Origin of the sequence: Enterococcus sp. 7F3_DIV0205 (assembly GCF_002141365.2) — a bacterium.
Lineage (GTDB): Bacteria > Bacillota > Bacilli > Lactobacillales > Enterococcaceae > Enterococcus_L > Enterococcus_L palustris.
Genome location: NZ_CP147244.1, coordinates 2,784,694 through 2,810,984, shown reverse-complemented (window position 1 = coordinate 2,810,984; position 26,291 = coordinate 2,784,694). Strand labels below are relative to the sequence as shown.

The 26,291-nt window shown below is 37.8% G+C and carries 28 protein-coding genes and 1 other annotated feature; of the genes, 5 read left to right on the top strand and 23 right to left on the bottom strand.

Annotated features, from left to right (window positions below; genetic code table 11):
- Positions 1-216: 216 nt before the first annotated feature.
- The 5 genes from A5821_RS13165 to A5821_RS13145 form a co-directional block, all read right to left on the bottom strand.
- The gene (locus tag A5821_RS13165) at positions 217-525 is read right to left on the bottom strand and encodes a hypothetical protein (protein ID WP_086315204.1); all 309 of its coding nucleotides are present in this window, start codon (positions 523-525) and stop codon (positions 217-219) included.
- 306 nt (positions 526-831) lie between these two features.
- Entirely contained in the window at positions 832-1,218 is a 387-nt protein-coding gene (locus A5821_RS13160; RefSeq protein WP_086315203.1) for a hypothetical protein, read from the bottom strand.
- A gap of 18 nt (positions 1,219-1,236) precedes the next feature.
- On the bottom strand, positions 1,237-2,670 hold the full coding sequence (locus tag A5821_RS13155; RefSeq protein ID WP_339098744.1) for a hypothetical protein: 1,434 nt from the start codon (positions 2,668-2,670) through the stop codon (positions 1,237-1,239).
- Positions 2,657-3,031 carry a DUF3958 family protein gene (locus A5821_RS13150; protein WP_086315206.1) on the bottom strand — a complete coding sequence of 125 codons (375 nt, stop codon included), beginning with the start codon at positions 3,029-3,031 and terminating at the stop codon, positions 2,657-2,659. Before A5821_RS13150 ends, A5821_RS13155 begins: the two co-directional genes overlap by 14 nt.
- A complete protein-coding gene (locus tag A5821_RS13145; RefSeq protein WP_086315205.1) occupies positions 3,032-3,394 on the bottom strand; it encodes a TIGR04197 family type VII secretion effector in 363 nt (120 codons plus the stop codon).
- A gap of 842 nt (positions 3,395-4,236) precedes the next feature.
- On the opposite strand from A5821_RS13145, the gene A5821_RS13140 reads away from it, so the two are divergent.
- Positions 4,237-4,539 (top strand): hypothetical protein, encoded by a 303-nt coding sequence (locus tag A5821_RS13140; protein ID WP_086315202.1) that lies wholly within the window; start codon positions 4,237-4,239, stop codon positions 4,537-4,539.
- 66 nt (positions 4,540-4,605) lie between these two features.
- On the opposite strand, the gene pnp is transcribed toward A5821_RS13140, so the two are convergent.
- Positions 4,606-6,720: a polyribonucleotide nucleotidyltransferase gene (pnp, locus tag A5821_RS13135; RefSeq protein WP_086315201.1), complete on the bottom strand. Its 2,115-nt coding sequence runs from the start codon at positions 6,718-6,720 to the stop codon at positions 4,606-4,608.
- 211 nt (positions 6,721-6,931) lie between these two features.
- The gene (rpsO, locus tag A5821_RS13130; RefSeq protein WP_010761818.1) at positions 6,932-7,201 is read right to left on the bottom strand and encodes a 30S ribosomal protein S15; all 270 of its coding nucleotides are present in this window, start codon (positions 7,199-7,201) and stop codon (positions 6,932-6,934) included.
- 282 nt (positions 7,202-7,483) lie between these two features.
- Between rpsO and def the strand changes: the two genes are divergently transcribed.
- On the top strand, positions 7,484-8,047 hold the full coding sequence (def, locus tag A5821_RS13125) for a peptide deformylase (protein ID WP_086315200.1): 564 nt from the start codon (positions 7,484-7,486) through the stop codon (positions 8,045-8,047).
- Positions 8,048-8,099: 52 nt separating this feature from the next.
- Here the strand turns inward: def and A5821_RS13120 are convergent, their stop codons facing one another.
- From A5821_RS13120 to A5821_RS13110, 3 genes are all read right to left on the bottom strand, one after another.
- Positions 8,100-8,876 carry a Cof-type HAD-IIB family hydrolase gene (locus tag A5821_RS13120; protein WP_086315199.1) on the bottom strand — a complete coding sequence of 259 codons (777 nt, stop codon included), beginning with the start codon at positions 8,874-8,876 and terminating at the stop codon, positions 8,100-8,102.
- Positions 8,877-8,898: 22 nt separating this feature from the next.
- Positions 8,899-9,546, bottom strand: coding sequence for a DNA alkylation repair protein (locus A5821_RS13115; protein WP_086315198.1), 648 nt, complete (start codon positions 9,544-9,546; stop codon positions 8,899-8,901).
- Between the two features lie 100 nt (positions 9,547-9,646).
- The gene (locus tag A5821_RS13110; RefSeq protein WP_086315197.1) at positions 9,647-10,444 is read right to left on the bottom strand and encodes a formate/nitrite transporter family protein; all 798 of its coding nucleotides are present in this window, start codon (positions 10,442-10,444) and stop codon (positions 9,647-9,649) included.
- Positions 10,445-10,905: 461 nt separating this feature from the next.
- Here A5821_RS13110 and A5821_RS13105 point away from each other — a divergent pair, with 461 nt between their 5' ends.
- Together A5821_RS13105 and rpsD are read left to right on the top strand one after the other, a co-directional pair.
- Entirely contained in the window at positions 10,906-12,240 is a 1,335-nt protein-coding gene (locus tag A5821_RS13105; RefSeq protein WP_086315196.1) for a TPM domain-containing protein, read from the top strand.
- A gap of 252 nt (positions 12,241-12,492) precedes the next feature.
- Positions 12,493-13,104, top strand: a complete 612-nt coding sequence (gene rpsD, locus A5821_RS13100) for a 30S ribosomal protein S4 (RefSeq protein ID WP_025870165.1) — start codon at positions 12,493-12,495, stop codon at positions 13,102-13,104.
- A 136-nt stretch (positions 13,105-13,240) separates the two neighbouring features.
- Here rpsD and A5821_RS13095 read toward each other — a convergent pair whose 3' ends face one another.
- Together A5821_RS13095 and A5821_RS13090 are read right to left on the bottom strand one after the other, a co-directional pair.
- Positions 13,241-13,912 (bottom strand): ABC transporter ATP-binding protein, encoded by a 672-nt coding sequence (locus A5821_RS13095; protein WP_086315195.1) that lies wholly within the window; start codon positions 13,910-13,912, stop codon positions 13,241-13,243.
- A gap of 16 nt (positions 13,913-13,928) precedes the next feature.
- Positions 13,929-15,014: an ABC transporter permease gene (locus A5821_RS13090; RefSeq protein WP_086315194.1), complete on the bottom strand. Its 1,086-nt coding sequence runs from the start codon at positions 15,012-15,014 to the stop codon at positions 13,929-13,931.
- A gap of 191 nt (positions 15,015-15,205) precedes the next feature.
- Between A5821_RS13090 and lepB the strand changes: the two genes are divergently transcribed.
- On the top strand, positions 15,206-15,751 hold the full coding sequence (lepB, locus tag A5821_RS13085) for a signal peptidase I (RefSeq protein ID WP_086315193.1): 546 nt from the start codon (positions 15,206-15,208) through the stop codon (positions 15,749-15,751).
- A 48-nt stretch (positions 15,752-15,799) separates the two neighbouring features.
- Here lepB and A5821_RS13080 read toward each other — a convergent pair whose 3' ends face one another.
- From A5821_RS13080 to pepT, 11 genes are all read right to left on the bottom strand, one after another.
- Positions 15,800-16,414 carry a DUF1054 domain-containing protein gene (locus A5821_RS13080; RefSeq protein WP_086315192.1) on the bottom strand — a complete coding sequence of 205 codons (615 nt, stop codon included), beginning with the start codon at positions 16,412-16,414 and terminating at the stop codon, positions 15,800-15,802.
- Positions 16,415-16,446: 32 nt separating this feature from the next.
- A complete protein-coding gene (locus tag A5821_RS13075) occupies positions 16,447-17,016 on the bottom strand; it encodes a GNAT family N-acetyltransferase (RefSeq protein ID WP_086315191.1) in 570 nt (189 codons plus the stop codon).
- A gap of 69 nt (positions 17,017-17,085) precedes the next feature.
- On the bottom strand, positions 17,086-17,859 hold the full coding sequence (gene trpA / locus A5821_RS13070) for a tryptophan synthase subunit alpha (RefSeq protein WP_086315190.1): 774 nt from the start codon (positions 17,857-17,859) through the stop codon (positions 17,086-17,088).
- Entirely contained in the window at positions 17,859-19,049 is a 1,191-nt protein-coding gene (gene trpB, locus A5821_RS13065) for a tryptophan synthase subunit beta (RefSeq protein ID WP_086315189.1), read from the bottom strand. Before trpB ends, trpA begins: the two co-directional genes overlap by 1 nt.
- A gap of 368 nt (positions 19,050-19,417) precedes the next feature.
- A complete protein-coding gene (locus A5821_RS13060) occupies positions 19,418-20,008 on the bottom strand; it encodes a phosphoribosylanthranilate isomerase (RefSeq protein WP_086315188.1) in 591 nt (196 codons plus the stop codon).
- Positions 20,005-20,763, bottom strand: coding sequence for an indole-3-glycerol phosphate synthase TrpC (gene trpC / locus A5821_RS13055; RefSeq protein WP_086315187.1), 759 nt, complete (start codon positions 20,761-20,763; stop codon positions 20,005-20,007). Before trpC ends, A5821_RS13060 begins: the two co-directional genes overlap by 4 nt.
- A 1-nt stretch (position 20,764) precedes the next feature.
- Positions 20,765-21,778 (bottom strand): anthranilate phosphoribosyltransferase, encoded by a 1,014-nt coding sequence (gene trpD, locus A5821_RS13050; protein ID WP_086315186.1) that lies wholly within the window; start codon positions 21,776-21,778, stop codon positions 20,765-20,767.
- The gene (locus A5821_RS13045; RefSeq protein WP_086315185.1) at positions 21,771-22,355 is read right to left on the bottom strand and encodes an anthranilate synthase component II; all 585 of its coding nucleotides are present in this window, start codon (positions 22,353-22,355) and stop codon (positions 21,771-21,773) included. The genes trpD and A5821_RS13045 overlap by 8 nt, the downstream gene beginning before the upstream one ends.
- Positions 22,352-23,716: an anthranilate synthase component I gene (gene trpE / locus A5821_RS13040; protein WP_086315184.1), complete on the bottom strand. Its 1,365-nt coding sequence runs from the start codon at positions 23,714-23,716 to the stop codon at positions 22,352-22,354. Before trpE ends, A5821_RS13045 begins: the two co-directional genes overlap by 4 nt.
- Before the next feature lie 15 nt (positions 23,717-23,731).
- The gene (locus A5821_RS13035) at positions 23,732-24,430 is read right to left on the bottom strand and encodes a hypothetical protein (protein WP_339098740.1); all 699 of its coding nucleotides are present in this window, start codon (positions 24,428-24,430) and stop codon (positions 23,732-23,734) included.
- 310 nt (positions 24,431-24,740) lie between these two features.
- Positions 24,741-24,968 (bottom strand) — a binding site (T-box leader).
- A 69-nt stretch (positions 24,969-25,037) separates the two neighbouring features.
- Entirely contained in the window at positions 25,038-26,273 is a 1,236-nt protein-coding gene (gene pepT / locus A5821_RS13030; protein ID WP_086315183.1) for a peptidase T, read from the bottom strand.
- Positions 26,274-26,291: the final 18 nt, after the last annotated feature.

Sequence of the window (26,291 nt, the reverse complement as noted above, 5' to 3'; positions counted from 1 at the left end):
GATTTTAGGTCACCACTGTCAACGTCTGTTGTATATTGTTGAGGAACGTAGGCAGAACTATTGTAGTAAAATAAAATTAAAACCAGCATCAATGAGCCACTCTCACTGATCCTGTTTCAATTATTTGTAATTTGGGTAGTGAGACTATATCTTACTAATCAAAGCTTTACTGTCCGATTCCACTCAGATAGTAACGTGTCTTTTTATTTTACTATTTTAATTTTTTAATACTTCCTTTGCATATGAAATATCCATCTCTAAATCTAAATACGGAAATTTTTTCTGTAGTTTTTCTAATGTATCAATAAAATCTTCACTTTGTAGATTTTCTGATATATCTTCAAATACTTCACTTATCCATTCTAATTGACTTCCAGAACAATTATTTAAATATTTAATTGTGTCTTTTTCGTCTTCTGAGAATATTTGTGTCAATTCATCCCAGATTTCACCAATTCTTGGGTCATCTGGTAATAATTTTTTTCTTTCATTGATTAAACTTTCCATTTTTTCAGAATCAATCATTTTTAGTTAGCTCCTTCTTTTACGGTTGTCTAGAGTTATCAGGTATTATTGTTCTTACTTTGCTATCTTTCTTTTGTAGTAAAATAGAACTAAAAACAGTATCAGCGAGCTAGCCTCACTAATACTGTTTCAATGACTGCACATTTATTAACCCTTCAAAAGACTAGAAAAGGCCTTTGAATTTTTGTACAATAAATACAGCTATTTTTTATTAGTTATTTGCAACTTGATTAGTGAGATTGTTCCTTACTAGTCAAGAATTTATTACTTGATTACCAATCTCGTGATAAAGTGCCTTTTTTATTTTTAGAATGGTTCTTCATTTACAATTTCACATTTAATATTTTTGCTTGCAATGATTATTGGAGACGTTTCAAAATCTTCAGCATTGATCTTAAAAACGTAGTTTCCTTGTTCAACTTGATACTTATCATCAATTATCTGCTTTTCATCTCCAACTACAAGTTCTATAAATGGTTTCGAGTCATCTAGATGCCATGACAATAGACTAGAAATATAAAATGGTTCACCGAATTCTATATTGATAGCAAACTCATCATATGAAGTATCAATTCTACCAGCTACAACAATATCTCCACCATCCATTCTTGCAAATTCAAAATCCATCCACAAACATTTCTTCAAATAGTTGTTAATTGTTAATATCTCATCGTTAATTTCTTCTATATTCATATCTCTTCTCCTTATTGTCTATTTACCAACGGGTATGTGAGTATCTTTAGCAGCTTTATGGTTGAAATTGGGATTAGATTGTCCACCTTTATGAAATGCTTTTAACTTACTCTCATGCCACCAATTTCCATCAACATCCATATATTCCATTCCGCTCCCTTGCTTACCAGCAACAGGTGTTGCTTTTCTTGAAACTCTGTATATTGATTCTGCATCAGTATGTGCACTATTTCCAGGATGAACCCTTACTTCATAATTGTAGCCATCCTGTGACCATTTTTGTTTTAGATTTTTGGGTACTGTATCTAACCCTTGTTGTTTTAATGCTTCATCCAAATAATTTTGAGGTACATTAGCCCCACCAGCTTTTTTATTCTCAACCGTCTTCGTACCTTTATTCGTCGCCAATCGATAAGATGCAAAGTTAAACCCTAACATCTGTAACGCTTGCCCCAGCTCGTCTTCCGTCATAAATTTATAACCATCTTCAAGATATTGACCGGATGCCACTAACGCTCCCAAAACTGGATTGTACTTGTTCCCTATCTGTAAATCCTTCCCATTTCGAAAGGCTGCTTTTACCCTATCATCCCAATCCTGTTGAGAAATAAATTCAAACAAGTCCGATGGTATTTCTTTGCCATTCGCATTTAAATACTGGTAGATTTTTGGATTTTTAACGCCTGCTCCATCTTTTGTCACTTTCCAAATGATCTTAGGTTTACCATCTTTATCTTTATAAATCATCGCATAGATTTGATACTCTTTTAGCTGTTTTTCCATCAATCGTTTGTCTCGGGTTGCCCAACTGTTTTTGATTGTATTTGCCCAATCCATATTTTTTCCACTTGGAATCGTAAATTGTCCTGTACTCGCATTCCACGATTGATTCGCTTGGGCTATTCCTTGGTCGATTGTTGCTTTTAAACCGCTGATCTCTGAAAAAATCGTAGGTGAACTGGCGTGAAAAGCTTGTAATTTTTGGAGCTTCTTCTCTAATTCCTGTTTGGCTTCTAGATCTCGAGTCAAAGATTGCTGATTTTGATGCATCAATAGTTGTTTGACTGGGCTAGGGACTGGAAAATGGCGTAATTCCCGCTGTAAGTTTTGAACCCGAGTAATATTATTTTCTAGCTCTTCGATTTCCTTTTCCAATTCCTCAGATTTTAGGTCACCGCTATCAACGTCTGTTGTATATTGTTCTGGAAATTTTTTACATGCCTCTTCCACTGCATCTGTTAATAGTATCCCACCTTGAGCTAAGGGAATCAAGACGGCTGAGTAAAAAGCTTTCGCTGAATCGTAGGAATCACTTTTCAAGACTGAATCTCCAACGAATTGTTGTAGAGCTTTTTCTAGCTGATTATAACCATTATGATGCTTGTTACTTAACGCACTGACACCTGTCGCTTGGGAATTAGCTGACGAGAGGTACATATCAATACTGCTCATTGTTGATTGCCTCCTCGTCCACTTTATTTAATAATTGCTGCCGTCTATATTGTTCTTCTGACAGCTGATCATCCAACGCTTGGTTTTCTCGCTTCAACTCTTCCAACTTTTCTTCTAACTGATCGAATAATTGGCGCCGTTCATGATAAATTTCATCCTGAATTTGTTGGAACACTGGAGCAAAATTGTTGCGGTAAAAGGTGGCGTTGATTCCACTGTAAAGGGCATCGGAACGTTGAAAATGCTCATGATATAGTTCCATCGCTTGCTCCATACCGCGTTGTTGATTTTCATTTTCTTGTTGGCTTTCTTCTAATTGACGCATATTTCTAGTGGTCATTTCTAATTCTATTTCAATCATTTACTTCCCTCCGAAAGGGCCATCGGTAAATGGTAATGTTGGTTTTGAACCTCGATTTTTATCGGCACCAGCAATCATTGACGACTGCATTATTTTCCGAATCGCTGCATCTGCCGCTTCAAATTCATTCGCTACACTCTTCAAATTGTTGGATGCTAGCCCTACTGCATCGGCGATATCTGCAGCCGCGTTTTTCGCCAGCTGAATGGCTTCTTTTGCATTTTTATTACCAGCAACGGTTGTTTGATGATCTTCTTGAACCGCACTTGCATCTTTCAGTAAATCCATAGATAAAAAAATATCAGTCGCATACTGGTACGCAACCTGTTTATTACTACTGACTTCTCCAGAACCTTTTCCCATAAAACACCTCACTACATTTGTTTGATAATATAATCATAACAAATAGGCTAGTTGTTTTCTATAAATTTCAGAATAAATATATCATTTGGATAGTATTACTCTCTTTTAGATATGAAAAAAACAAGTGCTTTTTCAAATTTTTTTCTGTTATTTTTTCTTATATATAAGAGAGTTGTTTTTGATGTTATTTAATCGAGGTATGTAAGAATTCTCATTGCGAACGAACGTTTCTTTAGGTATAATAAATGGTATAGGATAGAAATAATTAACATCAAAATAAATAATAAATTGGCACTTTCTGGTACGGCTACCAACCGAACCAGTAAAGTATTGATTAAGCATCACAACCTGTTTAATTAGTTTGCCAATAGTGTAAGACGCTCTCTTATTTTTAGATTTTTTCGTATACCAGAAGTCTACTAACCTTCACATTCAAGAACGGAAAAAGGAAAAATAATGTTTCTTTGTCTTGCCTATTGTAGACGATTACAGGTAGATACTGTAGTCGTCTTTTTTATTGTTATCCTATAGAATTTGAGAAAACGAATAAAAAAAATAGGCACTTCATCCACTGGCACCAACCTGTGAATGAAGCCCTGAATAGACAGCACAACCTATCTATCCAAGTTGCCTGATTACTAGTACCGTAGCACTAGCTTCTTTATTGTACCTAATTTTTGTAAGAATTTCTAGACAGTTTTTGAAATTTTTCTAAATAGGAGAAAGAGTCCTGCTACAGACTTGTGACCAGAGCCACGATAGAGACGGCAATCTCTATCGTTTTTTCTTTTTCTCATTTAACGATCAACAGACAAAATACTAGAAAAAAGGAGAAATAACTTATGAAAAATTCCGCACATTGTATCAAAGCTGTTCCTTATCAAGAAATCATCGATCTTCGTGACACATTAGAGCGATTAGCTTCTTGGCAAGAACCATTAACAACATTGGAAAACTATTTTAAGAATCCAACTACACCCATCAACAAAAAGCAAGTCGTCAAACAATATTATGCCTGTTCAAAGCTCTTTCAGACCTTTAACAAAGAGTTCGAGCTTTTACTGACCACTGCTGAAAAACAAATCCACGAGGTCAGTTGGAATCAAACGGCAGCTATTTCTACAAAAGAAACTTCCCCTAACTGATTTTCTACTCAGAACAAAAAAAGCAGAGTAGGTGAAACACCTTGCTCTGCCTTATTTACGCTATCATTATTTTTCTTTGTTTTCTTCCGTCAATAAAGCTTTACGTGAAACATTTACACGACCTTGTTTGTCGATTTCAGTAACTTTTACAAGCACTTCATCGCCAAGTTTCACAACATCTTCAACGTTGTTTACACGTTCATTTGCTAATTGAGAAATATGAACAAGTCCGTCTTTACCTTTGATCAAGTTAACGAAAGCACCGAATTTTTCGATACGAACAACTTTACCAAGGTAAACTTGTCCAACTTCCACTTCTTTGGTTAATTCTTCGATGATCTTGATGGCTTTTTTGATCATATCTGCATCTGCTGAAGCAATACTTACATTACCTTCTTGATCGATATCGATTTTAACACCCGTTTCATCAATGATTCCATTGATCGTTTCTCCGCCTTTACCAATAACATCTTTGATTTTAGCTGGAGCGATTTGGATCATTTCGATCTTAGGTGCATATTTGCTTAACTCTGGACGAGGTTCAGCTAATGTTGAGGTTAATTCTGCAAGAATTTCCATACGCGCTTTTTTCGCTTGAGTTAATGCTTCTGTTAAGATTTGTTCTGTAATTCCTTGGATTTTGATATCCATTTGTAACGCTGTGATTCCGTCTTTTGTACCAGCAACTTTAAAGTCCATGTCGCCTAAGTGATCTTCTAATCCTTGGATATCTGTTAAAATCGTATAGTTTTCGCCATCGCTGACAAGTCCCATCGCGATTCCGGCAACTGGTGATTTGATTGGCACACCAGCATCCATCAAGGCTAAGATACCCGCACAAATACTTGCTTGTGAAGAAGAACCATTTGATTCTAAAACTTCTGATACCACACGGATCATGTAAGGGAAATCAGCTTCACTTGGAATAACTTGTGCCATCGCACGTTCACCTAAAGCACCATGACCGATTTCACGACGACCTGGAGATCCTGCACGTCCTGTTGAACCAACAGAGAATTGCGGGAAGTTATAATGGTGGATGAAACGTTTGCTGTCTTCTACGCCTAAACCATCAATGATTTGGTGTTCACCCAGCGGTGCCAACGTTACTACAGATAAAGCTTGCGTTTGTCCACGAGTAAATAATCCTGAACCATGAACACGCGGTAAAATACCAACTTCTGAAGCTAATGGACGAATCTCATCCAATTTACGGCCATCAGGGCGGATTTTATCGATCGTAATTAGTTCACGAACTACGTCTTTTTCTAAGTCTTCAGCGATTTGTTTTACTTCTTTCGCTAATTGTGCTTCCTCTTCATGACCAGCAAATTTTTCAGCATATGCTTCTTTTACTTGGTCTTTGATTGCATCAATATTGACTTCACGCGCTAATTTTTCTTCTGTCATAACGGCTTCTTTCATTGAAGCGTAGTATGCATCGAAGATTTCTTTTTTCAAATCAGCATCGACTTGTAATAATTTGATTTCCATTTTTTCTTTACCAACAGCGGCAACGATTTCTTCTTGGAACGCCACTAATTCTTTGATTGCATCAAAACCGAATAGCAACGCACCAAGCATATCCTCTTCAGATACTTCTTTAGCACCACTTTCAACCATGTTGATGGCTTTTTTCGTTCCAGCAACGGTTAATTCAATATCTGTTTTTTCTGATTGTTCAACTGTTGGGTTTAGCACGTATTCGCCATCCACACGACCAACATCAACACCTGCGATTGGTCCATCAAATGGAATATCTGAAATTGCTAATGCTAAAGACGAGCCGAACATTGCCGCCATTTCTGGTGTACAATCTTGTTCAACACTCATCACTGTATTTGTGATTTGAACTTCATTACGGAAACCTTCCGCAAACATTGGGCGGATCGGACGGTCGATCAAACGAGCCGTTAACGTAGCACGTTCACTTGGACGACCTTCGCGTTTGATAAATCCACCTGGGATTTTACCAACTGCATACATTTTTTCTTCATAGTTGACTGTTAATGGAAAGAAATCAAAATCTCTCGCATCTTTTGACGCAACTGCTGCACTTAAGACAACTGTCTCTCCATAACGAACTAATACTGCGCCGTTTGCTTGTTTCGCTAATTGGCCGATTTCAACTTGTAAAGGACGTCCGCCCCAAGTTGTTTTGAACACTTGTTTTTCTGACATATATCTCTTCTCCTTTGATTCTTCGGAAAAGTGAGACTACTACTAAACAAATGAAAAGATTCAAAAGAATTGAGTCCTTTTATTTGGTTAGTAGATTCATTCAAACTTTCCAAAGATGCTATTTTTTTAGTATTTTAAGGATACTTGACCTTCGCTTTTAAATAAGCTAAAAAGCGAGGTTCATTTAAGAATCTCGCTTTTCATTGTTTGATTAACGACGTAATCCTAAACGTTGGATCAATTCGCGGTAACGTTGGATGTCAGTTTTACGTAAGTAAGCTAACAAGTTACGACGGTGTCCAATTTTTTTCATTAGTCCACGGTAAGAATGGTGATCTTTTTTGTGAACGCGAGCGTGTTCGTTCAAGTGGTTGATATCAGCAGTTAATACAGCGATCTGTACTTCTGGTGAACCAGTATCTCCTTCATGACGAGCGTATTCGCTAATGATTTCGTTTTTCTTTTCTTTTGACATTGCCATGTTTTTCACCTCTTCTTTAATAGTCATCTTCTTACTGAGTAATGCGTTGGTGATTCGCACAACCAAGTAAAAGACGGTATGTTTCCATACAGGTACACTTTACAGGAAAGTTCGTAAAAATGCAAGACCAAGCTGACTCACTCTCGTGTTTTTTGAACAATTTATCCCCATTTCTACTGGTTTTATGATAAACTGTATAGACGAATAAATACATTCATGAAAAGATCTCGTTTCTTACTGAAACTTATCAGACTTTTACATAATTAAAGGAGGAATTATCCCATGATCACCATGGAGGATATTATCCGTGAAGGAAACCCAACTCTTAGAGAAGTAGCAAAAGAAGTTGCTGTGCCGCTCTCTGATGAAGATATTAAATTAGGCGTAGAAATGATGGAGTTCTTGCATAACAGCCAAGATCCTGTCAAAGCAGAAGAATTAGGACTACGAGGCGGTGTTGGTTTAGCCGCACCACAATTAGATATTTCTAAACGCATCATCGCAGTCCACGTGCCAAGTGGTGATTTGGAAAATCCTGAGCCGACATTAAGCGCTGTGATGTATAATCCTAAAATTTTAAGTCATTCCGTTCAAGATGCTTGTCTTGGCGAGGGTGAAGGATGCTTGTCTGTTGACCGTGAAGTACCTGGTTATGTGGTACGTCATAATAAAATCACACTCTCTTATGTAGATGCTGCGGGTGAAAAGCAAAAAATCCGTTTAAAAAATTATGAAGCGATCGTCGTTCAACATGAGATCGATCATTTAAATGGTGTAATGTTCTACGATCATATCAATGCAGAAAACCCATATGCGTTGAAAGACGGCGTTTTAGTGATCGAATAAAAAAAGTGATCTGCACAAGCTTAACGGCTTCGTGCAGATCACTTTTTTAGACTTAAATCGCCTTTAATTCTTTCAACGCTTTCCAGATACCATCATTATCATTGGTGTCTGTCACGATTTTTGCTTCTTTTTGAATATGAGGCAAGGCATTGCCCATCGCCACACCGATCCCAGCTTCTCTTAACATTTCACGATCGTTTTCACCATCTCCAAATGTAATGATATCTTCACGCGCAATTCCAACACGATCCGCTAAATTCAGCAAAGTTGCTGCTTTAGACCCATTATTAGGGACGATATCCACACTTTCAGAATGCCAACGGATAAAGCGAAATTTTGAGAACTCACGGTCAAACATGCCGTCGGCCGATTCATCGTAGAATGCTAAAGCTTGATACACATCATTCTCTTTTTGGAAATTCAAATCATATTCTGGCGCTTCAAAATCAATAGAACCCATCGCTTCAACCATTTGCTTTCTGCGATGATGATTATTTTTCTTCACGTCATCCAAACCAACATAGGCTAGACCGATTTCTCTTTTTTCTACTTCTGAAGCAAAGCGATGCAATTCATTTTCATCCAATAAATTTTGATAGTATTGTTCATGATCTAAAAATGCTGCTGCTCCGTTACAGAGAACGTAATTAGAAAAATCTAAGTCCAAAATAATATCTTGTGCCATAAAGCGACTGCGTCCTGTTGCAATTGTTACAAGATGTCCTTGTTGTCTTAACATCTTTAATGCTTCTCGTGTGCTTTCCAACGGTTGTCTGTCGGTTCCAAGCAATGTTCCATCAATATCAAATGCAAAAAGTTTTCTTCTCATGGCGTAATAACTCGCTCGCTTTCTATGATTTTGGCAAATACTTACTGCCTTCTCTAACTGCTAATGGGCTTAATTCGGTCGTCTTGATCAAGGTTTGAACCCAATCTGGATCTGTTTTACTATATTGACGCAAGGACCAGCCAATTGCTTTTTGAATAAAGAACTCATCTGTAGTTTTATCATAAATAATGGCTTTTTTCAATAACGCAGTGTTTGTTTTTTCTTTATATAACAATTGCAAATTGAGTGCAATTCGTCTATGCCAGAAGTCCTCTTCTCCAAAAAACGCTTCAAATAACTGAGGCATTTCGTCTAGATGCTGGTGCCCCCAAAGCCCAAAAAACTTGCGCCAAGCATCGACACTATCCCACCAAGCTTTATTGATTACGAAAGGTTTGAAGCTTAGCATCTCTTCAAAAGAGAAGCGTTTTACATTAACTGTTGCCAAATCAATCGCCAAATACTGATATTCTCGCTCGGATTTATGATAGTAAAAATCAACTAACTCAAACAGCTCATCAAACGGTAGTTTTTTGCTGATTTTTAACAACTCTTTCTCAATCACTGCCCGTTCTGGTGCGGAAACCCCTGCAAAAGGAAATAAATTTTTCATGTAGGCTGCCATCTGTTCAGCTTTTTCTTTATTTTTCGGAAAAACAACTTCATTCATTCTCTTGCTCCTCTTCTCTTATTCTCTTCTATCTTACTTCAATAAACTATAGACAGCAAAAAAAGCTGAAACGGTCATTCCGCCTCAGCCTCTAAATTGATTAATCTACATAAGTTGTATCTGCATTATTCAGCCAAGCATAACCCAAACCAATCACCAAGCCACCACCGATAAAGTTACCGATCAAAGCAAAGAATAGATTGTGTGCTACGCTACTAACTGTCATTGCCGCCATTGTTCCGTGAGAAGCAAAATAGGCTAAGCTAAAGGCAGGGAAGTTAGCGATAACGTGCTCGTAACCTAAGAAAGCAAAGATAAAGATGATAAAAATAATTGCTGCAACCTTACCAGCATCATCTTTCATACGCATACTTACTAAGACCGCCGTGTTTACTACGATATTGGCAAAAATACCTTCTACTAAAATTTGTGTTGTCGTTTTATTTAATTTTCCAGCGATCGAAGTGAAGAAGAAACTATCTGACGCTAAATCTTGATAAGGAACGGTCAAAGAAATCAAGTATCCAAAAAGAACACCACCGACTAAATTAAAGAAAATACATGCAAATAAAATTTTTGCCGCAAATGATAAGTTGATTTTTTTACGATAAACGCCGACCGTCATGTACAACATGTTTGATGTCCCTAACTCAGCATTCATATACAGAATCATAACAAGTGACCAGCTAAACATAAACGCATAAAGCATTTTGCCTAACCCATGTACAATGTCTTCACCTTTCATTGCAATTGCAAATGCAACGGCTGTTCCTAATGTTAAAAACATACAAGCCAGCATAGCACGAAAAGCATAACGCATAAAACTACTTTGGAATAAGTTCATTTTTTTACTGATTGATTTGTCGATCTGCTCAAATAATGGCGATACAGGTTTCATTGTGTTTCTCCTTTTCAATTTGTTTTCATCTAATATTTTCAAAAAACATCCTTTACCATTCTAAAGACCTGCAAGGGTTTTGTCTAGTGCTTTTTCACACAAAGTCACACTTTTTTTCACAGCATAACAAATGAACCCTCTTCATTTCGAGGAATCATTCGGCTTGGCTTTATTCATTTGAGTATATCACAATTTAGTTAATTTTCAGCTAATGCTCATCGTTGGCACCTCCCAGCATTGTAGAAATAGCCTTAAAAGAAGGATAAAATCAACCTGAAGTACGATGCATTTTATGGTTCACATGGTAAAATAATACTATCAGTATTTTGAACGTTTGATAAAAGGAGTTGTATGTGAAATGAAAGAAGAAAAATTTTGGTTGTTAGGTAAATGCTATTTTACAGTGGGCGAGCATGCAAAAAGATATTTTATATCAGCTTTGAATAAAGGAGATGAGTCTGATGTCTAGATCTAGCCAAAACAATCACCCCTCATTGAATCAACAAATTATCAATCACTACCGATCGTTAAAAAGAAGAAATGAGATTGTAACAGTCATTTTATTGTGGGTCCTTCTATCTTGCGGCTTTTTTTTCAGCCTATTCTTTATAACGGATAATCATTATCCTGCGAAAATGGCATCTTACGATCAACAATTGCAAACCCTTAACCAAGAACGTGCAGATATTGAGTCTGGAAAAGTGGCAGAAGCAACAAAATCCTTTGATACTGTTTTACAAGATAACTTAAATCATTTAAAAGAGTATCCTCAACAAGAAAACAATTATTCTGTTTCTATTGACGGAACAAATAGTAACTTAGTCATCAATAAAAATAATATTTTTGTCTCAGATAACGCGGCTATGTTAGACGGTCCAATGAAGAAAAAAATCTACGACCTGAATAAACAATTAGCTGCCAGTACGAACGGCGCTCAGCTAGAAGTCGTAACCGTCAGACGATTGCCAAACGGTGAAGATATCGAATCCTATGCGAATAAAATCTTTAACCAATTAGGAATTGGGAATAAAGAAGAAAACAATGGTGTCTTATATCTGATTGCATTAGATGATCGGGAGTTTCGATTAGAAGTCGGCTACGGATTGGAAGGCTTGATTCCTGATGGAACAGCAAACAACATCATTAACGATGATGACGTGGTCGACGCATTTAAAGACGAACGATATGCGGATGGAGTAAATCAAGTAGTTGACCAAGTTTTTTCATTGATGAACACCAAAACCGCTTTAGTGGATTCTAAAATCAATCAAGTCAAAGAGCAACAACGTTCAGCTAAATTTTCCCATTGGGGCTTATTCAGTTTGCTACTGTTGCTTATGACACTAAGTTTATTTTTCATCATTAAATTGATTCGCGCAAAAGGCACTTTGAAACAAGCCTACAATGACTATCTAGAGCAAATGTCTGCTTACTCTAAATCAATCGATCCAAATGATTCTCAATTCTTGCAGGAAAAAATGAAACAAACAGATTTTTACTATATTCTATTAAGCGGAACTTTTTTGATTTTATCAAAAAGAAGTTTACGTCGGGCGATCACCAGAGGAAAATTATTAAAAAATCCAGCAGCTCAGCAAAAGGCATTTGGTCGGATTTTAATTGGTGATACCCTCTATTCAGGAAACGGCGATATCTTAACGACTGCTTATTTAGCTTCTAACTATAATTCTAGTAACTGGTCAGATAATGATTCATCTGGTAGTGGAGGAGGCTCATCTTGGGGTTCTTTCGGTGGTGGATCTTCTGGTGGCGGGGGCGCTTCTGGCGGTTGGTAGTTTATTAAGGGATAACCCAAGAAAAAGCTTGAGTTATCCCTTATTTTGCGCTATACTATGCTTTGTGTAAAATAATGCAGCAGAAAAATAATAGGCTCGTCAACAATTCATTGCCTTGATTGCTTCGGCTTTCAGGTTCAACTGCGTAACCCACGGCTGCAAAGGGCGAAGGTTGAAGAATGAACTGAACGAATATGAATTTTTCAGAAGATTATTTTACTCCAAAAAATTATTTTATTGGAGGAATTTTTAATGTCACGTTATACAGGACCATCATGGAAAATCTCTCGTCGTCTAGGTATCTCTCTATCAGGAACTGGTAAAGAACTAGCACGTCGCCCATACAAACCAGGACAACACGGACCAAACAGTCGTGGTAAAGTATCTGAGTACGGTATGCAATTAACTGAAAAACAAAAATTACGTCATATGTACGGTATGAACGAACGTCAATTCGTTAACTTGTTTATTAAAGCAAGCAAGATCAAAGAAGGTAAACACGGTGTTAACTTCATGATCTTACTAGAACAACGTTTAGATAACGTCGTTTACCGTTTAGGCCTTGCAACTACTCGTCGTCAAGCACGTCAATTAGTAAACCACGGTCACGTTACTGTAGATGGCAAACGCGTAGATATCCCTTCTTACCACGTTGAAGTTGGTCAAGTGATTTCTGTTCGTGAAAAATCTCAAAACGTAGTAACAATCAAAGAAGCTGTTGAAGCAACTGTTGGACGTCCAGCATTCGTAAGCTTTGACACTGAAAAATTAGAAGGTAGCTTCACTCGTTTACCAGAACGTGATGAGTTATACCCTGATATCGACGAAGCTCTTGTCGTTGAATACTACAACCAAAAACTTTAAGATTCGATTTGGAGAAAAGCGTTACAGCTTCTCATACTTTTTCGGATTTGCAGACCTTGCCCACTTTGTTGGGCAAGGTTTTTTTGTATAAAAAAACAAAGATGCTGTTCACTATCCACATCTTTGTTTTTAGTATTTATTTTTGTTTTTTCAAGACACCATCTTTCATCACAAAGACTTCGTCACAAAAATCGATCAAGCGTTGATCGTGCGTTACCATGATCGTTGCTTTATTTTTTTCTTTTGTTTCTCTTGCTAAAATTTTTACAACTTCAAATGCTCGATCCGAATCTAAACTTGCTGTAGGTTCATCCGCTAAGATAATGGATGGATCATTATATAACGCACGAGCAATAGCTACACGCTGACGCTCTCCTCCAGAAATTTCATCTGGATATTTTTTTTTCAATTTCTCAATTCCTAGCTCTGTTAATAACTGATTGACTTTATCCACATCAGTCTTTTCTTTTTTTACTTTATCCACTAATCGTAATTGCTTTTCCACAGTTAAGAACGGAACCAGATTCGATGCTTGCAAAATAAACCCAATTTCGGAAAAACGGATCGTTGACCGTTTTTTTTCATTTTCTTCACTAAATGCTTGATTATTTATTTTAATTTCACCATTGGTAGGGGTTTGTAAGCCACCAGCAAGAGTCAAAAAAGTACTCTTGCCTGACCCACTCGGACCAATCACAGCGACAAATTGACCTTTTTCCACAGAAAAGTTTGTGGGTTTTAATGCTTCAATTGTTGTATCTCCATCTAAAAATTGTTTATCCACAGATAAAAATTCGATTGCTTTCACTTTTTCTCCTCCTGTTCTAGCCAATGGCCTTTAATGGATCGATTTTAATAATTGTTCGAACTGAGAATAATGCCCCTAATACTGCAATAATTAACATTATTCCACCGATTGATAAGAAAAATAGCCAATTCGATTGAAACGGAACTGCTGTGGGCAATACTAAGGAAGTTCCCACAGTACCAAGTAATCCTAGTGTTATCCCCAAGACAGCTAAGATAAATGTTTGTAAAATTACAGAAATTGCAATATACAAACCTGAAATACCTTGCGCTTTCATGATTCCAAAAATGGTTGTTTTTTGCATGGTCAACACATAAATAAATATGCCTATAACAATTGCCGCTATCACGATCAAAAAGCTGATCATGAAACCAAACGTCAGCACTTGGGCACTGTACCCTGGTAGTTTATTGATAAAAGTTGCAATGTCATAACGAGTTAATCCGTCATCTTTTATTTGAACATTTTTAACCGAGCCCTCTTTAGCACGAAAAACGATTGCATTGACACGAGCATTTTCTGTCGTATCTGATTTTTCAAAGCGAATTTGTTGAAAAGCACTTGTGGATACATATAACACTGGTGCAACATTAAACTTAGCATTTTCAGTAAAACCTACGACTTTAAGCTTTTTATCACTGCCAGCTAGCTTTATTGTATCCCCAATTTTGATATCATTTTCTTTTTTCAAGCTATTATCCGCAACTGTTTCATTTTCATTCGTAAAAGCTTTTCCTTCAACAATATTTGGCATCAAAAATTCATCTTTGTTAATCCCGAAAAAACTAGCATTGATTTTTTCAGCATTTTTTTGATCCAATTGAATCACAGCTGCAGTTTGCCCCAGTGAGGCTTTTTCTTGTGCTTCAACTTCATCAATTGACTTGATTGGTATCATCGACATGTTGATATTCGTGTTTGATTCATCTGATAATACAATCCCATCTGCTTGCCATTTATCCACAGCAGTTCGGTTATCTTCCGCCAATCCATACGCTAAGCCTGTTAAAAAGAAAACTAAATAAGAAATCAAAAACATCACACTAATGATCAGTGCATAGCGTAACTTCGAGCGGGTTATTTCATTCCAAGCCAAAAACATAGTTCATCCTCCTCCTTATCAAACGATAAGTTCTGTAAAAAGTATAACAAAATTTAGAAATCACAACAAAATATCTGCTTTAAGAATGCTCTTAGTGATTAAATAATCCACAAATCGTCTTATTTTCTTCTTATTTACTCGATTTATTCTGGTATACTTATAAGAAATAACACGTAAAAAGGAGTTTATTTATGAAAAAGAAATATGGCACGTTTTATACATTAATACAGTTTGCAATGATTTTACTATTTGCACTTTTTTTAAGAACGTTTGTTTTAACACCTGTGGAAGTCGTTGGAATTTCGATGGAGCCGACGTATCATGAGTCGGATCGTTTGTGGCAAACCTCTTTAGTCAGCCCAAAACGATTTGATGTGGCAACATTTCCTAGTCCCAGAGATGGGAAACGAATTGTTAAGCGGGTTGTCGGAATGCCTGGTGATACTATTCGAATGGAAAATGATCAATTATATATCAATGACAAAAAATATGACGAACCTTATTTAGATGAATTTAAAGATGCTTTGACAGATGGAATGCCTTTAACTGCTGATTTTACTTTAGCCAATAGTGCAGCAGGTCCTGCTACTGTCGTTCCTGATGGGAAATATTTTGTATTAGGAGATAATCGGCGGAAAACGGATGATAGCCGTTATTTTGGTTTTGTAGATGAGGACGCTATTGTGGGTGTTGTTTATTTTCGGTATTACCCACTGAATAAGATCGGTGTGCAATAAAAAATCAGGTAGTAGACTTCTCTCAATACAAAGTCACTACCTGATTTTTTATTGATGTTTAATTGCTAACTGATACAGCGGCAATAATTCCTCATACGTCTTCAACATATATTCTCTTGCTTTTTCTGGATCATTCAACAAATCATCCGTCTTTCGAATAATTCGACCAATTTGAAATTCTCCTTTTTTCACATCACGGAAACGAATAAGGTGTTTCTCCAAATCCGCTTCATTCAACCGTTCGATCTCGGGTTGCGTATGATCGATCGACAGGTAAAACTCATCATCTAATTGCTCAAATAATACTTGATTCTCTAAAAAAGCTTGTGCGATTTCCTTTTCATTTTTAGGATTATCGATCAGTGATAACCACATAAAAAGATAGTCTGGCCAGATCCCTAGTTGAAAATGAGCTTCCATTTTATAGCCGCGTTTTTTCTGACTTAATGCCGACCAAGTGTTTTCAGGTGGATAAACGGTTCTACGGCGATGTTGTGCAATATGAACAAAAAATTCTGTTTCTAGTTTCTCCCCTAATTGTTCAGCAAAATAATCATCTAACTCTTGAAATTTTGGTTGGATCGTTGAACGAATACCAGCCATTCTTGGGTCTAATCCTTCTATTGTAAAGACATCAAAATCTTTTTCAGTAAACATCAACATGTTGTTATTTCTCCTCTGAACTGTTCTATAGTTTAACGGTGTACTTTCTGCCATTCCTCTAACGTAATGCCAAGCATCGCATCTGTCACGACTTTTCCTTTCCACATACGAGCATTTGGAATTCTACCTTCTACTTTCATGCCGATTTTTTCCATTACTCGACCTGATTTAGGATTGTCAACATCATGGGTAGCAAAAATACGCATCAATTGTAATTCTTCAAAACCAAAACGCAAGATTTCACCTGCTGCTTCCGGCATATATCCTTTGCCCCAATAGTTTCGATTCAAGGCGTAGCCGATTTCTGCAATATTATGCTGATCTTCCACACGTAAATCGATCGTTCCGATCAGTTTGCCCGTTTCTTTTAATTCGACACCGTATTTTCCAAATGGTGCTGACATAAAGTAATTAGAAATACTGTCTTGTGTATCTTTCAAAGACTGATGGATTGGAAAAACATGGGTAACCGTCTCCTTATCAGACGCATATTCGTACATATCATTAGCATCACTTAGCGTTACAGGGCGCAGTTTTAAGCGATCCGTTTCTAAATATTGATTTTGTGCAAAAACTAAATTTCGATTGATAAGAATTTCCATAATTACACCTGCTTTTCATACTACTTTACAGAAATCCTCCCTCAGAGGCAAGGGGAAAATCGAAAAAATTTAAACTTCGTTCTTTATAGCTTCTTGGATAAAAGCTTTAACTTCTCCCTGCTTTCCTTCACTAAGGAGTTGAACAATTTTACTCCCAACGATTACACCAGCACAGCTTTTTCTGAAACGCTCAACATGCTCTTTAGTAGACACACCAAATCCTGCTAGAACTGGCTTATCACTCACTTTTTGAATATAAGCTAAATGCTCATCTACTATCTCTTGATAGTTTCGCCCAACTCCCGTTACACCATTAACAGCTACTGCGTATATAAAGCCATCTCCAGCTGCAGCCAATTCTGAGATCCGTTCCTTCGGTGTAGTCAGAGCAATCAGCGGAATCAATGAAATATCACTCTCTTTTAGTAATGGTGTTAACAATTTTTGATGTTCATAAGGTAAATCCGGAATAATCAAACCTAAAACATTGGTTTCAGCTAACTCTTGAATAAACGTTTCTAAACCATAGCTAAAAACCGGATTGAAATACGTCATGAGCACTAAAGGCGTTGGGGTTTTGATTTGTTTTAACTGTTGGATTATCTTTCTTAATGTAACTTTATTTTCCAACGCTCTTAGACCAGCCGCTTGGATTACTGGACCATCTGCAACGGGGTCTGAAAAAGGGATCCCTAATTCGATTGCACTAGCTCCTGCATCCGTTAATAATTGGATTTCATCCGCTAATTGATCTAGACCTTGCGCTCCTGCCATGATATATGGAACAAAAATCGTTTCATTCGCTTGCTGTTTTGCCTTTAATTGTTTCGTTAGTGATTTCATTAGTTAGCCTCCTGTTCAAATAATTCTTTGATTTGCTGAACATCTTTATCACCACGACCTGAAAGACAAACGATGATTTGTTTGTCTGGCCCAAGTTCTTTGGCCGCTTTTATAGCATGGCTAATAGCATGCGCACTTTCTAAGGCTGGTATGATTCCTTCTGTTTGGCATAAAATTTTAAAGGCATCCAACGCTTCTTGATCGGTCACGAACTCATAGCTTGCTCTTTGTATTTTATTTAAATGACAATGTTCTGGTCCAAGTCCAGGATAATCTAAGCCCGCTGAAATCGAGAAAGCTTCTAAAATCTGTCCGTCCTCATCTTGAAGCAGCTTCATCATCGCGCCATGAAGGACACCTGTTTTTCCTTTATTGATCGATGCAGCATGTGCGTCCGTCTCTAATCCCAAGCCAGCTGCCTCAACACCAATCAACGCAACATCATCATTGATAAACGGATAGAAAATTCCCATTGCATTACTTCCTCCGCCAACACATGCAACCACTGCATCAGGCAGTTTATTTTCTACTTCTAAAAATTGACGTCTCGCTTCAATTCCGATAATACTTTGGTAATCGCGCACAATTTCAGGAAACGGATGCGGACCTAAAACCGATCCCATCACGTAATGTGTATCTTCCACATTGGCAACCCAAAAACGTAGTGCTTCGTTAACTGCATCTTTTAGTGTTTTACTCCCAGAAGTCACACTTTCGACTTTCGCCCCTAACAATTCCATCCGAAAGACATTCAATGATTGGCGAGCTACATCGACTGCTCCCATGAAAATCGTACATTCCATTCCAAACAAAGCAGCCACTGTAGCTGTGGCTACACCATGTTGCCCTGCTCCTGTTTCAGCAACAACTTTTTTCTTGCCCATTTTTTTCGCTAATAAAATTTGTCCGATCGTGTTATTGATTTTGTGAGCGCCAGTATGGTTCAAGTCTTCTCGTTTGAGGTAAATCTTTGCGCCGCCCGCATAATCTGTCAGTCGCTCTGCAAGGTACAAAGGATTTTCTCGTCCAACATATTGCTTCAAGTAGTAATTTAACTCATCTTGAAACACCTCATCTGCCTTCGATGCTTCATAAACTTCCTCTAATTCTTTAACGGCATACATCAATGTTTCTGGAACAAATTGTCCCCCGAAATCTCCGTAAAATCCTTGATTTGGTTGATTATACATAACTTTCCTCCTTGTAATTAAAGCTGAATGGGCTCGTTTAGGTTCGACAAGAAAATAGGAAAAATCGACTGTGACGCTTTCTGTCACTTTCTATTTTTATCTTTTTCTCGAGAACCTAGCCCATGAAGCTAGATAGTTTTTAAAGCTGAACGGGCTCGTTTAGCCTTGACTGAAAAATAGAAAAATATGTTTGTGACGCCTTTTGTCGCAGGCATATTTTATCTTTTTTCCGAAAGGCTAGCCCGTGAATCTAGATAAATAAAAGCTGAATGAGCCGATTAGCATCGACTAAAAATAGGAAAACATTGAAGTGACGCTCTTGGTCACATTCAGGTTTTATCTTTTTTCCGAGATGCTGGCTCATGAAGCTAGATCGCTTTCTCTAGAAAAGCAATAATTTTTCTGGGGTCTTTTACGCCATTCGTCTCTACTCCACTTGACACGTCAACAGCATATGGATTAAATCGTTGTTTAGCTTGTTGGACGTTCTCCGTAGTCAGACCTCCTGCGATGATTATCTTCTTACCTTTGATGAAACTTGTATCTAGTTGACCCCAATCAAAAACTTGACCGTTACCACCAACAAACTCTTTAGGTGGTGCATCAAATAGTAGAAAATCCGTCTCTGGTTCTCGGTCAAGTGTTTCTTGTATTTCCTTAGTCACCGGTATTGCCCGAATCATTGGAACTGAAAACTTCTCTGTCGTTAACACCCCATGAATCTGTACCATATCAAGGTTAGCTTGATGAATGATCGTCTCAACTTCTGAATGACTAGGTGAAACAAAAACTCCAACTTTTTTGACTCTTTTTGGCACATTTTTCGTGATCTCTTTTGCTTTTTCAGGCGTAATACGACGCTTACTTTCTGCAAAAACAAAACCAAGATAATCTGCACCAAAGTTGACTGCTAAATCAACATGTTCTTTGGTTTTCAAGCCGCAAATTTTCACTTTCATCGTGAGACCTGCAATTCTTTGACTTTCTCTTTAGGATCATTTTCTTTCATCAATCCTTCACCAACTAAAACAGCTTGATAATTCTCTTTTACCAGTTTAACTTGTTCAGCATTTGAAAAACCTGATTCACTGATATAAATCGCATCTGTTTCTTGTTTTTCACCTAAAGTTTGGCTAACACCAAGTGAAACTTTAAATGTTTTCAAATTACGATTATTTACACCAATCAAACGCGCTGACAATTCTTCTGCGGTTCTTAATTCCTGCTCATCATGAACTTCCACAAGGACTTCTAAACCGAGTACTGCAGCTTTGGTATACAGTTCTGCTAACTTTTGTTTAGATAATGCCGCAACAATCAATAGTACGATTGTCGCTCCAGCATTTCTTGCCCGAATTAGTTGTTTTTCATCAATGATAAAATCCTTACATAAAACTGGAATGTTCACTTGTCCAGCAACTTGACGTAAGTCTTCAATCGATCCTTTGAAGAAATGCTCGTCTGTCAATACGGAAATAGCTGTAACGCCTGCCTGCTCATATGCTTTGGCCTGCTCGATGACATCCACTGACAAATTGATTGCACCTTTAGAAGGAGACGCGCGTTTAACTTCTCCGATAATATGCATTTTTTCAGGATTGTCTTTGACTTGTTGATAAAATGAATACGTTTCTCGCAGTGGTTGGACTATTTCTAAAGGCATCTCTTTTACCTCTTGTTGTTTTTCATTGATAATTTTTTTTAGAAAATCCATCTTACGCAACCTCCTTTTGTATTTGTATCAATTGTTCTAATTTATCTAAAGCTGCCCCACTTGCCACACAGTCTTTGGCTAGTATAATTCCTTCTTGAATGGTTTCCACTTTACCATTACCGAAAAAACCTAATCCAGCATTCAGTAAAACAGTATCCAAATAAGGGCTTTCTTGATTTTTCAAAACGGATAATAGTGTATCTGTATTTTGTGTTGCATTACCTCCACGAATAGCTTCTAAAGGCAGACGAGCAAATCCAAATTCTTCTGGTTCGATCGTATGCATCGTGATTTTTTTCTCTTTCAACAATGCAAAATGCGTCGTTCCTGCAAGAGATGCTTCATCCAATCCACCTGCCCCGTTTACAACTATTGCGCGGCTTCGGCCTAATTCGCTCAAGGTTTTTGCCGTTTCTTCCAACAAATCTCGACGATATGTGCCCATTAATTGCGAGTTCAAGGATACAGGATTTGTTAATGGTCCGATTAAATTTAAAATGGTTGGTGTTCCTAATTCTTTGCGGACGTTCATGACATATTTCATTTTTGGATGCATCTGAGGAGCAAATAGAAACGCTAATCCTACTTCATTTAGTATAAAGCTTGTTTTTTCAGGTGAAAGGCTGATATCTACACCTAAACATTCAAAGATATCTGCACTCCCTGATTTACTGGAAATACTGCGATTGCCGTGCTTCGCAACTGTTACACCACCAGCTGCTAAAACAAATGCTGCAGTTGTACTAATATTGAAACTACCTGATCGATCCCCGCCCGTCCCACAATTGTCCATTACATTTTCTTTTTGACAATCGATCATCACAGCTTTTCTCTGAATAGTATCAGCGATTCCCGCCATTTCTTCTGCTGTTTCACCTTTGCATTTTAGCGCTGTTAGAAAGGCCGCAATTTGGCTATCCGTTAATTGACCTTCAAAGATTTTTTCCGCAACTTGCGCGGCTTCGATCCGTGTGAGATGTTCATTACTATATACTTTTTCAAATAGTTCATGCATAGTATGTTTCCTCCATTAGTTGGATAAAATTTTTAATGATTGCAGCTCCGCTTGGTGTTCCAATTGATTCTGGATGAAATTGAATCCCGAAGATCGGGTAGTCTTGATGCTCGATTGCCATGATTTCCTGATCATCTGTAGCTGTTGCTGTAATCAAAAATCCTTCAGGTATTGTTTTTGGATCAATGACCAGAGAATGATAACGCATCACAGAAGGTTCAGAACCCCTCTCTTTAAAAAGCTTGCTATCTTTATGCGTCGTAATGACTGACTGTTTACCATGTCGAATTTCTTTAGCTGTTATCACTTGTGCGCCAAATACTTCTCCGATTGTTTGATGGCCTAAACAAATCCCTAATAATGGTTTCTGTTGATAAAATTGCTGGGTCACTTCTTTTACATGACCCGTTTCTGCTGGTGTTCCAGGCCCTGGTGAAATGACGATTGCATCCGCTTGTCTTGCTAATCGGAAAATATCAGCTGAATCATTACGAACGATTACTACGTCATGATCCGCTCCAAGTAATTGAGCTAAATTATGTGTAAATGAATCATAATTATCAATCAATAAAATCATTGCCCCACCTCCAAAAGTGCTTTAGCTTTTTGTAACGTCTCTTCATATTCCTTTGTAGGATCAGAATCATAAACAATACCTGCACCTGCTTGGACATATGCTTTATTTTTATGGATGACCATTGTTCGAATCGCGATAGCAAAATCCGCCTGGTCATTTTTCGATAAGTAGCCTACTGCACCAGCATAAATGTTTCGTTTGACGGGCTCGATTTCGTAAATACGCTGCATTGCTCGGATTTTCGGTGCACCGCTAACTGTTCCTGCAGGTAATGTTGATTTTAATGCATCCATTGCAGTCAATTCTTTTTTTAGTTTTCCAGTCACGACTGAAACTAAATGCATCACAAACCGATACTTCTCGACGATCATATAGACAGGTACTTCAACAGAACCGATTTCACTGACTTTTCCTACATCATTGCGTCCTAAATCGATCAACATCAAGTGTTCTGCACGTTCCTTTTCATCTGTGAGCAGTTCTTGTTCTAAGGTTGCATCTTGCTCCACTGTTTTTCCTCTTTTACGCGTTCCTGCAATTGGATTAGTTGTGACGAGTTGATTTTTCACGCTAACTAAACTTTCTGGCGAAGAACCGATAACGTAGGTTTCACCAAAATCTAGAAAATACAGGTAGGTTGAAGGATTAGTAACACGTAATCTGCGGTAATAATCAAACGGCTCTTCTTCAAAATCAGCTGTCAAACGTTGTGAAGGAACCATTTGAAATAGGTCTCCTTGTTTGATATAGCCTTTGATTTTGGTGACGGCTGCTTCAAAACTCACTTGTGTGAAGTTGCTTTGATAATTTAAATTTTTTAAACGCAGCTCTTTTTGTTCTTCTTCACTTGGTATTTGTAGTTCTTTTATTTTTCGAGTGATTGCTTCTTTTAATGCCACTTCACTTCGATTTGAATAGCTATCAGCTTCGACCAAAAAGATCTTTTCCCCAACATGATCAAAGATCAAGTAAGAGTCAAACAGATAAAAATGAATATCTGGAACATTCAACTCATCAAAAGGAGGCTGCCCTATGTCTTCATAACAAGCAATCACATCATAGCCAACATAGCCGATTGCCCCACCTTGAAAGGGTAATTCTTCTGAAATTTCTTCTTTTTTCAAGACATGTTTTTCGATTTCTTTCAGTGGATCTTTTGCAGTGATTCTTTTTCCATCAATCGTTAGTTCGTAACCGTAACAAGTGATTTCAGAAACCGCATCCCAGGCAATGATCGAATAGCGTCCTTTGCTTTTATCTCTGGGTATGCTTTCTAAAAGGCATTTGTTAGTTCCTTGGATTCTTAAAAAGGCGGATATCGCCGTTAGATAATCTGCTTGGATTTCTTTGATCAATTGCATGTGATTTCCTCTTTTCTAGTTTTTTTGTTTTAGAGTTTGATAGGAGCGAAAATTGGTGTAGTGAGTCGCTAGTATGGTTACTTCTCTCACTTCGGTCGCCAAGTACTGTTCAGCATCTACCCTGGCATAGCCAGTCATAGTGATTCCTAGTATGGTTACTTCTCTCACTTCGGTCGCCAAGTACTGTTCAGCATCTACTCTGGCATTGCCAGTCGTAGTGATTCCTAGTATGGTTACTTCTCTCACTTCGGTCGCCAAGTACTGTTCAGCATCTACTCTGGCATTGCCAGTCGTAGTGATTCCTAGTACGGTTACTTCTCTCGCTTTACTCGCCAAGTACTGTTCAGCATCTACTCTGGCATTGCCAGTCGTAGTGATTCCTAGTACGGTTACTTCTCTCACTTTGCTCGCCAAGTACTGTTCAGCATCTACCCTGGCATAGCCAGTCATAGTGATTCCTAGTATGGTTACTTCTCTCACTTCGGTCGCCAAGTACTGTTCAGCATCTACTCTGGCATTGCCAGTCGTAGTGATTCCTAGTATGGTTACTTCTCTCACTTCGGTCGCCAAGTACTGTTCATCATCTACTCTGGCATTGCCAGTCGTAGTGATTCCTAGTACGGTTACTTCTCTCGCTTTACTCGCCAAGTACTGTTCAGCATCTACTCTGGCATTGCCAGTCGTAGTGATTCCTAGTACGGTTACTTCTCTCACTTTGCTCGCCAAGTACTGTTCAGCATCTACTCTGGCATTGCCAGTCGTAGTGATTCACAGCAAAAAGCCCTCACAAAACAGACTTCTATCTGTTTTGTGAGGGCGAATAATAGTATCCACGGTACCACCTCAATGAAAAAAATTCTTTATCGTAACCTTGGAATCGCTGTTCACTATTGATCAGTTGGGATCAGAGCGTTTGGTGATTTCTAGTAAGGTTACTTCTCTCTCCTTAGCACACCTTTTACTGTAAACCACTTTTTTCATGCTTTACAATAAAATAAGCCCCCAAACCACACAAAATCTGTGGTTTGAGGGCGAAAAATTCACGGTGCCACCTCAAGTTTGAAAGAAATTCTTTCCTCTTATCAGTCGTCTATCAACGACCTTACTCTATAACGGGAGTTCCCGAAAATGCCTACTAAGATTCAACATTTCGCTCGAAAGTCCATTCACAACCCATCCCTTACTGATTCGCAGTCCCATCAGCTCTCTGAAAAGTTCCAGTGTTGTTACTCCTCTTTCTCAAAGCTTTGCTATTGAGGACAATCATATTAGAAATCTCTAATTTTGTCAACTTTTTTTTATATGAAAATCAATTTTTTCCTCAATCCTTTGATTTAACAGTGTTTTCTTTGATGATTTCTACAATCGTTTTTGACGCTAATTCCATTGCTTCAAGTGTGATAAACTCATACTGTCCATGAAAATTTTCGCCGCCTGTAAACAAATTAGGGGTTGGAATCCCCATAAATGAAATTTTTGAACCATCCGTTCCACCGCGAAAAGGTTGAATATCTGCTTTAATGCCGAGATTTCCCATCGCTTTAACCGCAAGTTCTACAGGAGTCATGTCCTTTTCAATGATCTCTTTCATGTTGTAATACTGATCTAGAAATTCAATTGTGATCCGCTCTTTATCAAAGGTTTCATTTAACTCACTAACGATTTTAGCAAGCTCTTGTTTTCTTTTTTCGAAAAGTTTCTTATCATGATCGCGAATAATATAGGTCAACTCAGCATGATCCAAACTTCCAACAAATTTTGTCAGTAAATAAAAACCTTCATAGCCTCGTGTTTTTTCCGGCACTTCATCTTTTGGTAATTGCGCATCTATTTTTTCGCCCAATTTAATAGCATTGACCATCGTTCCATAAGCCGTTCCTGGATGAACACTAGTTCCTTCGATCCTGATCACCGCTTGCGCTGCATTGAATGTTTCGTATTCAAAGCAACCAACTCTTCCACTATCTATTGTATAGGCAAAATCCGCTGGAAAATTTGGCGCATCAAAACGATCAGCGCCACGTCCAATTTCTTCATCTGGTCCAAACGCAAGCAGGACTTTTCCATGAGGAATTTCAGGATGTGCCAATAAATATTCAACTGCATCTAAAATTTCTACGATTCCCGCTTTGTCATCCGCACCTAATAAAGTCGTACCATCTGTCGTGACCAAGGTTTGTCCGATATAATCTTTCAGATTGGGAAACTCTTCAACTTCCATGACGATTCCCAGATTTTTATTTAGTACAACATCTTGACCATCATAATTTGAAAAAACATTCGGTTGAATATTCTCAGCATTATAATCTGCCGTATCTAAATGAGCAATAAACCCAATCGTCGGTACCTTTTCTTTGGTTGTTGCGGGTAAAGCAGCGGTCAAAAAGCCATTTTTTTCATTGTACTGAATATCAGAAAGTCCAATTCCCACTAATTCTTTTTCAATGATTTTTGCAAATACTACTTGTCCTTGTGTTGTTGGAACGGTCTGACTAGCTGCATCAGAGCGTGTGTTGACTTTGACATAACGGATAAATCGTTCTAATAATTGACTCATTATTTACTCCTCCGTGAA